Source organism: Acidimicrobiales bacterium (genome assembly GCA_036270875.1).
GTDB lineage: Bacteria > Actinomycetota > Acidimicrobiia > Acidimicrobiales > AC-9 > AC-9.
Genome location: DATBBR010000074.1, coordinates 34,377 through 49,250, shown reverse-complemented (window position 1 = coordinate 49,250; position 14,874 = coordinate 34,377). Strand labels below are relative to the sequence as shown.

The window sequence follows — 14,874 nt, the reverse complement described above, 5'->3', positions numbered from 1 at the left end:
GCGGGGACGCCAGCCCCGCCGCCGGCCGTTCAGCGGAGGTGAACCACGTCGCCGACGGTCACAGTCCGCAGGCACACGCCGACGTCCAGCAGCAGGTGTCCCTCGTCGGTCACATCGGCCACGACCCCGGTGAACGTCTCGTCGGCCAGCTCGACGCGCACGGTCCGGCCGACGCTGGTGCACCGGCGCCGGTACTCCGCGGCCTGGCTCAGCTGCCCGGCCCGATCGGCCAGGGCCCGGTAGCGGTGCTCCAGTTCGGTCAGCAGGGCCACGAGCAACCGGGCGCGGTCCACCTCGCAGCCGGCCAGCTGATCCAGGGCGACCGCCTCGCCCGCCAGCCCGCACTCCTCCATCCGCCGCCCCCAGTTGACGTTGAGCCCGAGGCCGACGACCACGGCCCGGGCCCGGGAACCGTCGAGGTGGGTCTCGGCCAGGATGCCGCCCAGCTTGCGGGGCCCGACGACGAGGTCGTTGGGCCACTTGAGGCCGGCCTCGACACCGGCCTCGCCCCGGCAGGCGTCGGCGGCGGCGAGCGCCATGATCGAGGTCAGCAGGTGCAGGCGCTCGAGGGGCAGCTCGGGTCGCAGCAGCACCGAGACGAGCAGTGAGGAGCCGGGCGGGGCCACCCAGGCCCGATCGAGACGACCCCGTCCCGAGTCCTGGTGGTCGGCCACGACGACCGTCCCCTCGGGGGCATCGGCCCGGGCCTGCTCGAGGAGATGGCGGTTGGTCGAGCCGGTCGAGGGTAACCAACGGACATCGCCGAACCGGGTGGAGGCCAGCTGCGATCTGGCGCCACCGTCGAGCATCGAACTAACCATAGGTTGATGGCCCATAGGTTGACGGCGTCGAAAGGTAACCCGTGCTCACCAAGGTCCTGATCGCCAACCGGGGGGAGATCGCCGTCCGGGTCATCCGCACCTGTCGGGAGGTGGGGATCGCCACGGTCGCGGTGTACTCGGAGCTCGACCGTGACGCGCTGCACGTCCGGCTAGCCGACGAGGCCCATGCCCTGGGCGGCAAGACCGCGGCCGAGAGCTACCTGAACACCGAGGCCATTCTCGACGCCGTGGCCAGCAGCGGGGCCGACGGGGTCCATCCCGGCTACGGCTTCTTCTCGGAGAACGCCGACTTCGCGCGGGCCATCGAGGGCCAGGGCGTGACGTTCATCGGACCCCCGCCCGAGGCCATCGAGGTGATGGGCGACAAGATCAGCGCCAGGCGGGCGGCGGAGCAGGCCGGGGTGGCTGGGGTTCCCGGTCAGTCCCACCCCGTCACCGACCTCGACGAGATCGTGGCCTTCGGCGAGGAGGTGGGTTGGCCCGTGGCCCTCAAGGCCGCCTTCGGCGGCGGCGGGCGAGGTATGAAAGTCGTCGAGCGGGCCGAGGACGCCCGGGAGGCGATGGAGTCCGCCCAGCGAGAGGCCCAGGCCTACTTCGGACGGTCGGAGATCTACCTGGAGCGCTACCTGAGCTGGCCCCGTCACGTCGAGATGCAGATCATCGCCGACGCAGGTGGCGAGACGGTGTGGCTCGGCGAGCGGGACTGCTCGTGCCAGCGCCGGCACCAGAAGCTGATCGAGGAGAGCCCGGCGCCGGACTTCCCCGACTTCATCCGCCAGGAGATGGGCGAAGCGGCGGTCAAGGTGGCGCTGGCCTGCGGCTACGTGAACGCCGGCACGGTCGAGTTCCTCTACCAGGACCGGGAGTTCTACTTCTTGGAGATGAACACCCGCCTCCAGGTCGAGCACCCGGTCACCGAGATGGTGACCGGCGTCGACCTCGTCGCCCTCCAGCTGCAGGTGGCCGCGGGCGAGGCGCTCGGCTTCACCCAGCAGCAGGTGCAGCGCCGAGGCCACTCCATCGAGTGCCGCATCAATGCCGAGGACCCCGCCCAGGGGCGCTTCCTCCCCTCGCCGGGAACGATCACCCGGCTGCACCCGGCCGACGGGCCCGGCGTCCGCACCGACGCCGGCTACGGCGACGGCGACACCGTGAGCCAGTACTACGACAACCTCGTCGCCAAGGTCGTGACGTGGGGACCTGATCGGGGCGCGGCTCGGCGGCGGATGATCCGGGCCCTGGAGGAGACCGAGATCGTCGGCGTGGCGACCAACATCCCCGCCCACCTGGCGATCCTGACCCACCCTGACTTCGCTGCGTCCCGCCACTCGACCCGCTGGGTGGAGGAGAGCCTCGACCTGTCCCGGGTGGCGGCCGCGCCCCAGCCGGCGCCGCCCGAGGCGGCCGCCGTCGCCCCGGCGCCCGGGGACACCGCGCCCGGAGACACCGCGCCCGAGGCCGGCGTGGCTGCGCCCGCGGCCGGCTCGGCACCGACCCAGGACAGGGAGGGCCGGGTGCTGCGGGAGGTGGACGCCGAGGTGAACGGCCACCGGTACCAGGTGAAGCTGTGGGTCCCGGAGCTGGCCGGGGCAGTGGCCCCCGCATCCCCAGGCGGCGGGTCGGTGACCCGGGCGGCGCGGTCGACGCCGGCACGCCGGCCGCCGGCCGGGGCGACGGGCGGGGCCGGGACGGGGACAATCACCGTGCCCATGCAGGGCACGATCGTCAAGCTCCTGGTGAAGGAGGGCGACGAGGTCGACGTCGGGCAGGCGGTGTGCGTGCTCGAAGCCATGAAGATGGAGAACAACGTCAACGCGGACCGTGCGGGGACCGTGAGCGAGATCAGGGTGGCCGCCGGCGACGCTGTGGGCCCCGGCGACGTGATCGCCGTGATCGAATAGGGCCCAAGGGAGCGAAAGGGGGGCCGCCATGCCGGCCAGGGGGGAGAACGCAACGTCGGATCGAAAGGGCGCCGCGCAGCGCCAGCTGGACGCCCACCTCCCTGGCCTCGTCGAGCTCAGCCACACCATCCACGGACATCCCGAGTTGGCGTTCGAGGAGGAGCGGGCGGCGGGCTGGGTGGCTGAGTCGCTCGCGTCCGCCGGCTTCGACGTCGAGCGCGGCGCCTGCGACCTACCCACCGCCCTGATCGCCACCGCCGGCCGAGGACCGATGGTCGTGGCCGTGTGCGCGGAGTACGACGCCCTTCCCGGCATCGGCCACGCCTGCGGGCACAACATCATCGCTGCGTCGGCGGTCGGAGCCGGAGTTGCCCTGGCGCCCATCGCTGACGACCTCGGCATCACGCTCAAGGTGATCGGCACGCCGGCCGAGGAGGGCGGTGGGGGCAAGATCTACATGCTCGAGCGGGGCGCCTTTGCAGGCGTCGACGCGGCGATGATGGTCCACCCGGGCCCGGCCGAGCTGATCCAGATGCCGTGCTTGGCCGTGTCGCACTTCGACGTCCGCTACACGGGACGGGAGGCACACGCCTCGGCGTTTCCGGAGGCGGGCATCAACGCCGCTGACGCCCTGACCGTCGCCCAGGTGAGCATCGGGCTGCTGCGTCAGCAGTTCCGGAGCCGCGATCAGGTGCACGGCATCGTGACCAAGGGGGGAGACGCCCCCAACGTCATCCCCGCGCACACGTCGGCCAAGTACTACGTGCGCGCCGAGACCCTCGAGGCGCTGGAGACGCTCGAGGCCAGGGTGCGACGCTGCTTCGAGGGAGGCGCTTTGGCCACGGGGACCGAGGTCGAGTTCGTCCAGCAGAGCCCCCGCTACTCCGAGTTCGTGCCCCACGCCGGCATGCAGGCGCGCTACCGCTCCAACGCCGAGGCCCTGGGCCGCACGTTCCCCGAGGTGCCGAAGGAGGTCATGCTGGCCTCGACCGACATGGCCAACGTGTCACTCGCGGTGCCGTCCATCCACCCGATGCTCGACATCGACTCCCTGCCGGCGGTGAACCACCAGCCCGAGTTCGCCGCCGCCGCCATCACGCCGACCGCCGACCGGGCACTGCACGACGGGGCGCTGGCGATGGCCTGGACCATCGTGGACCTGGCCGGCGACGAGGACCTCAGGGCCGAGCTCGCCAGCTCGGCCAGCTGAGCTCCGCGCTTACTCGGCCGCCTCGGCCAGGGCCTCGGCCAACGCCGGGTGCACCAGAAGGCTCTCGCCGATGTCGGCGACCCGCAGGTGGGCGGTGACGGCGAGGGCGATCACCGAGATCAGCTCGGCCGCACGCTCTCCCACGATCGAGCCTCCCAGCACCACGCCCGTCGCCGGATCGGAGACGATCTTCACGAACCCCCGGGCGTCGCCGTCGATGAGGGCCCGGGCGTTGGCGGCGAAGGGGACCTTGGTCACCCTGATCTTGCGGCCCAGGGCGAAGGCATCGGCCTCGGCCAGGCCCACGTCCGCGATCTCGGGCTCGGTGAAGATGGCGCTGGCCGCCTTGTCGTAGTCCAGGTGGCGGTGTTCACGGGTGTGGAGGCCCATCACGTGCTCCGCCACCTTGCGCCCCTGGGTGGACGCCACCGAGGCCAGCGGCAGCTTGCCCGAGAGGTCGCCGGCAGCGTAGATGTGGCCCACGTTCGACTGGCAGTGCTGGTTCACCGGCACGTAGCCGCCCTCGTCGACGTCGACCCCGGCCGCCTCGAGCCCGAGCCCCTCGGAGTTGGGCACCGGGCCGATGGCGAGCAGCGCGTGCGATCCTTCGACCACGCGGCCGTCGTTGCACTGCACCACCAGGCCGTCATCCTTCAGCTTCACGCCGGTGGCCCGCGCCCCCTTGTAGAGGATGACCCCGGTGCTGAGGAAGTCCGCCTCCAGGGCCGCCGCCACCTCGGGGTCCTTGCCTGGCAGCACCTGCTGGCGGCTCACGATGAGGCTGACCTTGGACCCGAAGGCTCGGAACATGTGGACGAACTCGACGCCGGTGACACCCGAGCCGATGACGACGAGGTGCTCGGGCACCTCGGGCGGCGGATAGGCCTGGCGGGTGATCATGACGCGCCTGCCGTCGACCTCGGCCCAGTCAGGTACCCGTGGGCGGCTGCCGGTCGACAGCAGAATGGCGTCGGCGTCCAACTCCAGGATGCGGCCGTCGGACGTCTCGACGACCACGTCGTGGGGACCTTTGAGGGTCGCGCGGCCCCGGATGACGCGCACCTCCTGGCTGGTGAGCAGCTCGGTCACCGACCGCTCCAGGTAGCCGCTGATGAGCCCGATGCGCTCGGCCAGGGCCGGGAGGTCGAGCGTTGCGCTCGTGCAGGTGAGCCCCAGGGCATGGCCCCGCCGGGTCACGCCGATCACGCCGCCCGTGGCGATCATGGCCTTCGACGGGATGCAGTCCCACAGGTTCGCCGAGCCACCCATGACGTCGCGCTCCACCAGGGTCACCTCTGCCCCGAGGCGGGCGGCGTTGGTCGCGGCCTGCATGCCCGCCGGGCCACCCCCGATGATCACAAAGCGCACCGGCACTCCTCCACCGTACCGGTCGCGACGCCTTCTACCGGGTGGGCTGGTAGACGCCGAACGCCTCGCGGAGCACGTCGCTCACCTCGCCCAGGGTGGCCCGGGCGCGCAGGGCCTCCTTCATGGGCACGAGCAGGTTCTGGGTGCCCCGTGCCGCGGCGGCCACGTCGGCCAGCGCCGCCGCCGCCCTGGGCTGGTCCCGCTCCTCTCGCACCCGACGCACGCGCTCGGCCTGCTGGCGCTGGAGTGCGGGGTCGATCGGGAAGACCTCGACCAGGTCGGGCGACTCCTCGACGTGGCGGTTGACTCCTACGATGACTTTCTCGCCGTCGTCGACGGCCTTGGCGTAGGCGTAGGCCGCCTGCTCGATCTCGTCCTGCATGAAGCCGGCCTCGATGGCTTCCACCGCCCCGCCCATGGCGTCGATCCGCTCGAGGTAGTCCCACGCCCCCGCCTCGACCGAGTCGGTCAGCGACTCCACGAAATAGGACCCGCCCAGCGGGTCAACGGTGTCGGCCAAGCCCGACTCGTTTCCGATGATCTGCTGGGTTCGCAGGGCGATCCGGACGGCGTGCTCGGTCGGAAGCCCGAGGGCCTCGTCGAAGCTGTTCGTGTGCAGGCTCTGGGTGCCCCCGAGGGCAGCCGCCAGGGCCTGCACGGTGGTGCGCACGATGTTGTTCTCGGGCTGCTGGGCGGTCAGGGTCGAGCCCCCCGTCTGGGTGTGACAACGCAGGAGGGCCGACCGCTTGTCCTTGGCGTGGAAGCGCTCGGTCATCAGCCGCGCCCACATCCGGCGGGCGGCCCGGAACTTGGCCACCTCCTCGAACAGGTTGTTGTGCGCGTTCCAGAAGAAGCTCAGGCGGGGCGCAAAATCGTCCACGTCGAGGCCCGCGGCCAGCGCCGCCTCCACGTAGGCGACGCCGTTGGCCAGGGTGAAGGCAACCTCCTGGACCGCCGTCGAGCCGGCCTCACGGATGTGGTAGCCGGAGATCGAGATCGTGTTCCACGCGGGAAGGTGCTCGGCGCAGTAGGCGAAGGTGTCGGTGATGATCCGCATGGACGGACGGGGCGGGTAGATGTAGGTCCCCCGGGCCACGTACTCCTTGAGGATGTCGTTCTGGACGGTGCCGCCCAGGCGTTCGGGGGCGACGCCAGCCTCCTCGGCCACCAGCTGGTACAGCAGCAGGAGGATGGCCGCCGTGGCGTTGATGGTCATCGACGTGGTGACCCGGTCGAGCGGGAGGTCGGCCAGCAGCGCGCGCATGTCCTCGATCGAGTCGATGGCGACGCCGACCTTGCCCACCTCGCCCTCGGCCCGAGGATGGTCGGAGTCGTAGCCCATCTGGGTGGGCAGGTCGAAGGCGCACGACAACCCCGTCTGGCCGGCACCGAGCAGGAACCTGAACCGCTCGTTGGTGGACTGCGCCGTCCCGAAGCCCGCGTACTGGCGCATGGTCCACAGCCGACCCCGGTACATGTCCGCGTACACGCCACGGGTGTAGGGGTACTGGCCCGGCTGCCCCAGCTGGCGTTCCGCGTCCCACCCGTCGAGGTCCTCCCCGGTGTAGACGGGCCGGATCTCTATGCCCGAGTCGGTCCGGTGCTCTGACGGCTGGGCCATGGCCCAGAGGTTAGACCCGCGCTGGTTCGGTCCCCACCGCCGGCGCCTGCGTGGGGTGGGGCATGCACAGCTCGTCGTACTCGGCGATGACGATCTCGCCGGCATCGGGCCCACAGGCCGGGCAGGCCGGGTCCCGGTGCACGTTGAAGGTGCGGAAGCTCTCCTCCAGCGAGTCGTAGGCGAGGAGCCTGCCGACAAGGGGCTCGCCCACGCCCAGGATCAGCTTGATGGCCTCGAGGGCCTGGATGGAGCCGATGATCCCCGGGAGCACGCCGAGCACCCCCGCCTCGGCGCAGGACGGGGCCAGCTCGGCCGGCGGCGGTTCGGGGATCATGCACCGGTAGCAGGGCCCGTTGTAGGGGTCGAAGACGGTGACCTGCCCTTCGAAGCGGAAGATCGAGCCGTGCACGACCGGGATCCGCTTGATCAGCGAGGCGTCGTTCACCAGATAGCGGGTGGGGAAGTTGTCGGTCCCGTCGACGATGACGTCATAGCCGTCGATGATGTCGAGGACGTTGTCGGCCCCGAGGCGCACGTCGTAGGTCACGACGTCGACGTCGGGGTTCATGGCGGTGAGGGTCTTCTTGGCCGAGTCCACCTTGCGCTCGCCGATCCGGTCCACGTTGTGCAGGATCTGGCGCTGGAGGTTGGACGAGTCGACCTCGTCCATGTCGATGATCCCGATGGTCCCGACACCCGCCGCGGCCAGGTAGAGGGCGGCCGGGGAGCCGAGGCCGCCAGCGCCGAGGAGGAGGACCTTGGCGTCCAGCAAGCGCTGCTGCCCCGCCTCGCCGACCTCGGGGAGCAGGAGGTGACGCTGATAGCGGTTGCGCTGCTCGGGCGACAGCGTCCGGGGCGCTCGCCAATCCCGGCCCTCGTCCTTCCACCGGTTGAAACCGCCGGTCAGGGAGGCGACGTCGGTATAGCCCAGCTCGCCCAGCGTCTTGGCCGCGAAGGCCGACCGGACGCCGCTGGCGCAGTAGACGACGATCGGGCGGTCGTGGTCGCTGACCCTGCCCTCGACCTGGGTCTCCAGGTTGCCTCGGGGGATGTGCAGCGCGTCGGGAATGGTCCCCTGCTCGTACTCCTCGGGCTCCCGAACGTCGAGGAACAGCGCGTCACTGCGCCGGCGGTCCGCCTCGGCGCCATCCACCTCGTGGATCGCCGCCTTGGCCTGGGAAAGAAGCTCTCTGAAAGTGGGCACGTCGATCACGCTCCTGGGAGCGGTTGATTTCGTACTTGCAAACCCTACCCGCGGAGTCGACATTCCCGCCCGGTAGCGTCGCCGGCGTGGAGCTGGACGAGCTCATCCGACACCGGCGCATGGTCCGAAGCTTCGAGGATCGCCCCCTGCCGCCCGAGGTCGTCGACGCCGTCCTCGCCCATGCCGTGCGGGCGCCCTCGGCCGGCTTCAGCCAGGGCTGGGCCTTCGTGGTGCTGGAGGGCCCGGATCAGACCGGGATCTTCTGGCAGACGACGACCACCCCCGACTGGCGGGCCAGCACCCGCCGGGCGGGGCTGATGCGGGCGCCCGTCGTCGTCCTCCCGCTCGCCCATCCACAGGCCTACCTCGACCGTTACGCCGAGCCCGACAAGCGGGGCGCCGGGCTCGACCGCCCCGAGGCGTGGCCCGTGCCCTACTGGTTGATCGACACGGCCTTCGCCACCATGCTCCTGCTCCTCAGCGCATCCGACCACGGGCTCGGCGCGGCGTTCCTCGGCATCTTTCGGGGGGAGGACGAGCTGCTGGCCACCCTGGGGGTGCCGGAGGCCTATCGGCCCATCGGAGCGGTCGCCATGGGGTACCCGGCGCCGGACCTCCCGTCTCCCTCGCTGGCGCGCGGGCGACGGCCGACGCCCGAGGTGGTGCACCGGGGTCGGTGGTGACGCTCAGACGATGGCGGGCAGCACCTCGCTGAGGGGCTCGGTCAGCACCGCGTCGGCCACGTCGTCGTACGGCGTGGGCTCGGCGTTGACGATGACCAGTCGGGCGCCGGCCTGACGGGCGAGTGGTGCCAGGCCGGCGGCCGGGAACACGGTGAGGGTCGAGCCCACGGCGAGCAGCAGGTCGCACGATGACGCGGCCCGCTCGGCCCGGGCGAGGTCCTCGGGCACCAGGCTCTGGCCGAAGCTGATCGTCGCCGACTTGAGGATGCCGCCGCAGGTGCCCGAACCATCGGCGACCAGGCAGGCAGGGTCGGGCTCGCCCGCCTTCACCCGCTCGAGCACCTCGGCCATCGGTCTCCGGTCGCCGCACGACATGCAGACGGCCCAATGGATCGTCCCGTGGATCTCGACCACTCGATCGGGATCGTTGCCGGCCCGCTGGTGGAGCCCGTCGATGTTCTGGGTGACGAGCGTGTCCAGCTTTCCCCGCCGCTCGAGGGCCACCAGTGCCCGATGGCCGGCGTTGGGCTCGGCCTCCCAGGCGGGAGACGACAGCCGGTCCTGCCACGACCGGCGCCGCACCTCCGGGTCCTGGAGGTAGTTGTGGATGGACGCGCGGCGCTCGGCGCCGGGGTTCTTGGTCCAAACGCCCTGGGGGCCGCGGAAGTCGGGAATGCCCGAGTCGGTCGAGATCCCGGCGCCAGCAAGGACGACTACCCGCCGAGCCTGGTCGATCCATCCCTTGACCGCCGTGATCTGGTCAGAGTCGTGCACCGACCCAGCATCCCACCGCGGGAGGTGTCCGGCTTTCGCCGGGGCTACCAGCGGACAGTGGCCACCGTCACTGGGGCGGACAGTCCCCGCAACGTGACGGACCGCTCGTCGTCGACGGCGAAGCGGTCACCAGCGGCTGCCAACGCCTCCCGGCTGGCGACGATCTCACCAGGGCCCCCGGTGGCGGCGATGCGCGCCGTCTCGTGCACGCCTTTTCCGCCGTAGTCGCCGCCGCGCACGGTTGCTTCCGTCGTGTGGAGGCCGATGCGCACCTGTACGGCGAAGCCGTGCTCTCTCCGGTGCTGGGCGAGCCGCCGCTGGATGTCGCATGCCGCCCGCAGACCACCGGCGGCGTCGTCGAAGGCGACGAAGAAGCCGTCTCCCTCGTGCTTGATCTCGACGCCGCCGGACTGCTCGAAGACCGATCGCAGAGTGCGGTCGTGCCAGGTCAAGAGGGCGTCCCAGGCCTCGTCTCCAAGCGCCTCCACCAACCTCGTCGATCCGACGATGTCGGTAAACATGAGCGTGCGGGTGGGATGTGCTCCTGGAGCGTCCGACGCAAGGCGGGCCGCCACGTCGCCGGCGGCCTTGGCGGCGCCGATCCGCTCGAAGCCGACCCGCGCCGACTCCAGCTCCATGATCCCGTCCTCATGGCGGCCGGCGGCCTCATAGGCCCGAGCCAGCTCCACCTTCCCCTGGGCCGCCTCGTAGGGAGCGTCGAGCTCGGACCACCGCTGGAGACTCCGCCGGAGCTCCTGGATCGCGTCGTCGACGCGGCCCTCACCCAGAGCCACCTGCCCGCGGGCGCCGGCGGCGCTGGCGGCCAGAGCAGCAGTGGCCGAGGCCTCGGCAAGGATCGTCAGCGCCGACGCCGCGGCGCGGGCGGTGTCCAGAGCGCCAGCGGCCACGGCGATGGTCACCTGCGCCGGCAGGAGGAAGGCATGCTGCTCCCGGACGAAGCCCGACTCATCGGCGAGCGCATTGGAGACAGCCTGAAGCGCCATCGCCGGCTGGCCCTGATCCAGGCGGAGAAGAGCGAGCCCGGGCTGGGGATCGAAGCCCAGCTCCGACGCTCGGCGGAAGGCCTCCGTCGCCCCCGCCGCATCGCCGCGCCGGCGTCGGATCTCGCCCACCTCGTGGAATGCCCAGGCCGCGAAGCGCGGTCCGGACGCCATGAGCTCGTCGGCAGCCTCGACGGCGTCTCGTTCCGCCTCGTCCAGCGCGCCCCGCAGCCGCCGCACCTCCGCCCGGTGAAAACGGCACAGCCCCGGAAAGCCGCTCACGGACTCGCGGTCGCACCAGCGCGACGCGGTGTCAGTCCACTCGCCCGCACGTCGCCAATCACCCAGGTTGCGACAGGCGAAGATGGTCGAGCAGTAGATGGTGCCGGCCGCCATCAGCGTCAGTGACCCGCTGGCCGCCATGGCGTTGGCCTCGTCGATGAGTGCCATCCCCTCCTCCAGCCGGCCCTCGACGATGAGGGCGTGGCCCTGGTCGAGAAGCCCGAGGCCCTCGAGGTCGGGAACACCCAGGCGGCGCCCGTGCTCCGCCACCCGCAGCGCGAGGTCACGGTACGCCTCGAGGTTGCCGCTGTCGGACATCGCCCGACCCATCATCCACTGCAGAAGGCCGTACTCGGCGCAGTCGATGTCGTCCCCGAGCAGGGTCGAGGCGCGGCCGAGCCAGCCGCTGGCCACGGCGCTCCCGCCCCGCTGGAAGTGCTCGCGACAGAGGGCGAGCGCCAGGCGCGCCGCGCCCCGGTTGTCGCCGGCAGCGGCGTACGCCGACTCGGCCCGTTCCAACAGATCGAGCAGCGCGTCGAAGTGACGGGACCACCGCGCCGAATCGGCGAGCCGTTCGAGGTCCTGCGGCTCCAGTGGCGAGGACCGATTGGCGACCGACAGCTGCGCGTACGCATCGGCCCATCGGTGGTCGGTGTACGCCTTCCGCCCCGCGGCCAGGTCGTCGGTCACATCTCCCTCCCGGCGATCAGTATGGCATCCGGGCGGCCGACGCCACGACCTCAGCTGGTCACGGCGCCCCAGCCACCACGGCGCTTGCCCAGACGTAGTCCGGCTTGCCGGCCGGCGAGCGGCGGACCTCGTCCACCAGGTAGAGAGCGCGAGGAGCCTTGTACCCCGCCAGGTGGGCCCGGCAGTGCGTTCGCAGATCCTCGAGGGCAGGGGCGCCCTCGGGGCTCGCCTGGACGACGCACACGACGCGCTGGCCCCACTCGGGGTCGTCGGCCCCGACGACAACGGCGTCGGCCACTCGGGGATGCGCCTTGATGACGGCCTCCACCTCCTCGGGGTAGACCTTCTCGCCGCCGGTGTTGATGCACATCGACCCCCGCCCGAGCAGGCGGATCGTGCCGTCGGCCTCCACGGTGGCCATGTCGCCGGGGAGCGACCAACGGACGCCGTCGATCTCGACGAAGGTCCGGGCCGTCCTGGCCGGGTCCTTGTGGTAGCCGATCGGCCCCCGGCCCCGCGTCGCCAGCCGTCCGATCTCCCCGGACCCCGGGGACACGGGTCGCAGGTCGTCGCCGAGCACCATGGTGACGTCGCGCGACGCGAAGCTGAGCGACGACGCCGGCTTGCCCTTGACGGCGATGGCCGTGGCTTGCACCGGTGCCTCCGAGGAGCCCACGGCCTCGCTGATGGCGAGGACGCTCGGCAGCGCGACAAGGAGCCGGTCCTTGATGGCGGCCGTGAGGATGCTGCCGCCCGAGCCGAGCAGACGGAGCGAGGACGTGTCGAACGCACCGGGACGGTCCTCCAGGGCCTCGACCAGCGGGCGCCCGCTCGTGTCCCCGACAATCGTCAGCATGGTCACGCGCTCGGTCTCGACCAGTCCGAGCACGCGGCGCATGTCCACGCTCCGACGCGTGTAGAGCACCAGCTTTCCGCCGCCCAGCAGCGTGCTGAGGGCCGTCCACTGGCCACTGGCGTGAATGAGCGGACCGAGGGACAGGGCCACGAACTCGTCCGGACCGGGATCCCCGGGGGGGAGGAACGGCGCGATCCGATGTGACCGGTTGAGCAGCGCCGCCTGGCCGATCTCCTCAGGGCGCTCGAGGGGCGGGCCGCCCGGGTTCCCACCACCCAGGGTGGCGAAGAGGATGTCCTCCTGACGCCACACCACGCCCTTGGGCAGCCCGGTGGTCCCTCCCGTGTAGAGCACGTAGTGGTCGTCCGCTGAGCGCGGGCCGAAGCTCCGGCTCGCCGACCCTGAGGCCAGCACCTGCTCGTAGCGCAGAGCGCCGAAGGCCTCGGCGTCGGCGCCGCTACCGTCGTCCACCTCGATGAGCGATCGGAGCGAACCCGGCCGACCGGAGAGCGACGCGACCCGCGGCGCCAGCTCGGCGTCGTGGACGAGGGCGACGAGATCGGCATCAGAGAACAGGTGGGCGAGCTCCTCACCGACGTAGCGATAGTTGACGTTCACCGGAACGGCCCGCAGCTTGAAGCAGGCCAGCATCGTCTCCACGAACTCGGCGCCGTTGTAGAGATATAGCCCCACGTGGTCACCCGCCCGTACCCCGAGGCCCGCCAGCCCGCTCGCCAGCCTGGTGCTGCGCTCGTCGAGGACGGCGTAGGTCAGCCGTCGATCTCCGGACACGAGCGCCTCGCGGTGGCCGACCGTGTCGGCCACGCGCTCGAACAGATCGGCCAGGTTGAACTCCATCGGCGTCGACCTTCCTGGCCGGCGGGACCGGCCCTGCCGCTCGGTGTGGCGTGGGTGCCGACGAGCAGCCGGAACGGCCGGGTGCGAAGCTAGAGGCCGCATTGTGGCAGGAAGGAGCGAGCGAGGCCATGTCGACCGGCGGGACCACGGCGATGCTGGTGCGAGCCGACGGGCTCGTCCCCAAGGAGCGGTACGTCTCGAGAGAGTTCCTCGACCTCGAGATGGACCGACTGTGGCCCCGGGTGTGGCAGGTGGCCTGCCGGGAGGAGGAGCTGCCCGGAGCGGGCGACTTCCTCGAGTACACGATCGGTGATCAGTCCATCCTGGTCGTCCGCTCGGAGCCGGACACGATCAAGGCGTACTTCAACACCTGCCTGCACCGGGGCACAAGGCTGGCCGAGGGCAGGGGCAATTTCGCCGACGGCCAGATTCGCTGCCGCTACCACGCCTGGCGCTACGCACTCGACGGGAGGCTGACCGAGATCGTCGACCGCCACGAGTTCACCGACGTCCCCTCGGACCTCCGCCTGCACGAGGTGCGCGCCGAGCGCTGGGGCGGCTTCGTGTTCGTCAACATGGACCGAGAGGCCGAACCCCTCATGGACTTCCTCGACCCGATCCCGAAGCTGCTCGGGCCCTTCCACCTCGACCAGATGCGCTTCGCCACCTATCGCACGACGATCCTGCCCGCCAACTGGAAGGTTGTCGTCGACGCCTTCAACGAGGGTTATCACGTGCAGGGCACGCACCCCCAGCTCCTGGCGTGGACCGACGACGTGAACATGGAGTACGTCCAGTTCGACACGCACGCCCACTACGGCCGGCTGGCGCACGCCCGTCGTGAGCTTCGCCCCAGCCCCCGTCTGGGCCTCCGGGACGACCAGATCGACGAGGGCGAGATCCTCTCGTCGCTCGTCTCCGGCCTGGGCGGGCTGTTCTACCGGGAGGAGCGGGAGATCGTCGACGAGCTGCGGGCAGCTCCGCTCCCCCCGGGTACGTCGCTGCTCGAGGCCTACCAGCAACGGCGGATGGAGCTTCTGCGATCGCGCGGCCTCGACGTCTCGGGCCTCGAGGCGGACCAGATGACGAGCGCCGACGACGTGTACTGGTTTCCCAACATGGTGGGGCCGACCTACCCGGGGACGGCGATCCTGTTCCGCATCCGTCCCAACGGGCTCGATCCGGACTCCGCTATCAAAGACCTCTGGACCCTGCAGTGGCCCCGTCCGGACGAGCCATGGCAGATGCCCGAGCGAAAGTTCTACCCGGACTGGACCGCGAAGGACTGGGGCCTGATCACCAATCAGGACTTCGCCAACATGGCCCACATCCAGGCAGGCATGAAGTCCCGGGCCTGCCAGGGCCTCCGGCTCAACCCCCGCCAGGAGAGCAACGTCCTCCATATGCACCGAGTGATCGACAAGTACCTGACCGCGTGACACGGCGGTCGAGGTTGGGCGGGCGTAGCGACCGAGGTCGACACGCGATTCGTGGCCGCCAGGTTGTCGCAGGCGCTGCCCATGCCGGGAGCGTCCACTGGAAACGTGTCCTCGTCGCCGCGATCATCGTCTTCGGGATCTCGGC

11 protein-coding genes are annotated in these 14,874 nt (G+C 71.0%); 4 read left to right on the top strand and 7 right to left on the bottom strand.

Annotation, left to right across the window (positions count from 1 at the left end; all coding sequences use genetic code 11):
* Window positions 1-29: 29 nt before the first annotated feature.
* Window positions 30-809, bottom strand: coding sequence for a biotin--[acetyl-CoA-carboxylase] ligase (locus VH112_08655; protein HEX4540303.1), 780 nt, complete (start codon window positions 807-809; stop codon window positions 30-32).
* A gap of 53 nt (window positions 810-862) precedes the next feature.
* On the opposite strand from VH112_08655, the gene VH112_08650 reads away from it, so the two are divergent.
* On the top strand, window positions 863-2,743 hold the full coding sequence (locus VH112_08650) for an acetyl-CoA carboxylase biotin carboxylase subunit (protein ID HEX4540302.1): 1,881 nt from the start codon (window positions 863-865) through the stop codon (window positions 2,741-2,743).
* Window positions 2,744-2,771: 28 nt separating this feature from the next.
* On the top strand, window positions 2,772-3,953 hold the full coding sequence (locus tag VH112_08645) for a M20 family metallopeptidase (protein ID HEX4540301.1): 1,182 nt from the start codon (window positions 2,772-2,774) through the stop codon (window positions 3,951-3,953).
* 9 nt (window positions 3,954-3,962) lie between these two features.
* Here VH112_08645 and VH112_08640 read toward each other — a convergent pair whose 3' ends face one another.
* Genes VH112_08640 through moeB form a run of 3 tightly spaced genes read right to left on the bottom strand, consistent with a single transcriptional unit; the run spans window position 3,963 to window position 8,146 of the window.
* Window positions 3,963-5,327, bottom strand: a complete 1,365-nt coding sequence (locus VH112_08640; GenBank protein HEX4540300.1) for an FAD-dependent oxidoreductase — start codon at window positions 5,325-5,327, stop codon at window positions 3,963-3,965.
* Window positions 5,328-5,355: 28 nt separating this feature from the next.
* Entirely contained in the window at window positions 5,356-6,942 is a 1,587-nt protein-coding gene (locus VH112_08635; protein HEX4540299.1) for a methylmalonyl-CoA mutase family protein, read from the bottom strand.
* 10 nt (window positions 6,943-6,952) lie between these two features.
* The gene (gene moeB, locus VH112_08630; GenBank protein HEX4540298.1) at window positions 6,953-8,146 is read right to left on the bottom strand and encodes a molybdopterin-synthase adenylyltransferase MoeB; all 1,194 of its coding nucleotides are present in this window, start codon (window positions 8,144-8,146) and stop codon (window positions 6,953-6,955) included.
* An 86-nt stretch (window positions 8,147-8,232) separates the two neighbouring features.
* On the opposite strand from moeB, the gene VH112_08625 reads away from it, so the two are divergent.
* Complete coding sequence (locus VH112_08625; GenBank protein ID HEX4540297.1) at window positions 8,233-8,829, top strand: nitroreductase family protein; 597 nt, start codon at window positions 8,233-8,235, stop codon at window positions 8,827-8,829.
* A 3-nt stretch (window positions 8,830-8,832) separates the two neighbouring features.
* Here the strand turns inward: VH112_08625 and VH112_08620 are convergent, their stop codons facing one another.
* The 3 genes from VH112_08620 to VH112_08610 are packed head-to-tail and all read right to left on the bottom strand — an operon-like array spanning window position 8,833 to window position 13,290.
* Window positions 8,833-9,603, bottom strand: coding sequence for a Sir2 family NAD-dependent protein deacetylase (locus VH112_08620; GenBank protein HEX4540296.1), 771 nt, complete (start codon window positions 9,601-9,603; stop codon window positions 8,833-8,835).
* A gap of 44 nt (window positions 9,604-9,647) precedes the next feature.
* Complete coding sequence (locus tag VH112_08615; protein HEX4540295.1) at window positions 9,648-11,576, bottom strand: adenylate/guanylate cyclase domain-containing protein; 1,929 nt, start codon at window positions 11,574-11,576, stop codon at window positions 9,648-9,650.
* 58 nt (window positions 11,577-11,634) lie between these two features.
* On the bottom strand, window positions 11,635-13,290 hold the full coding sequence (locus tag VH112_08610; protein ID HEX4540294.1) for an acyl-CoA synthetase: 1,656 nt from the start codon (window positions 13,288-13,290) through the stop codon (window positions 11,635-11,637).
* Between the two features lie 128 nt (window positions 13,291-13,418).
* On the opposite strand from VH112_08610, the gene VH112_08605 reads away from it, so the two are divergent.
* Window positions 13,419-14,729 (top strand): aromatic ring-hydroxylating dioxygenase subunit alpha, encoded by a 1,311-nt coding sequence (locus tag VH112_08605; protein ID HEX4540293.1) that lies wholly within the window; start codon window positions 13,419-13,421, stop codon window positions 14,727-14,729.
* The last annotated feature ends 145 nt before the right edge of the window (window positions 14,730-14,874 follow it).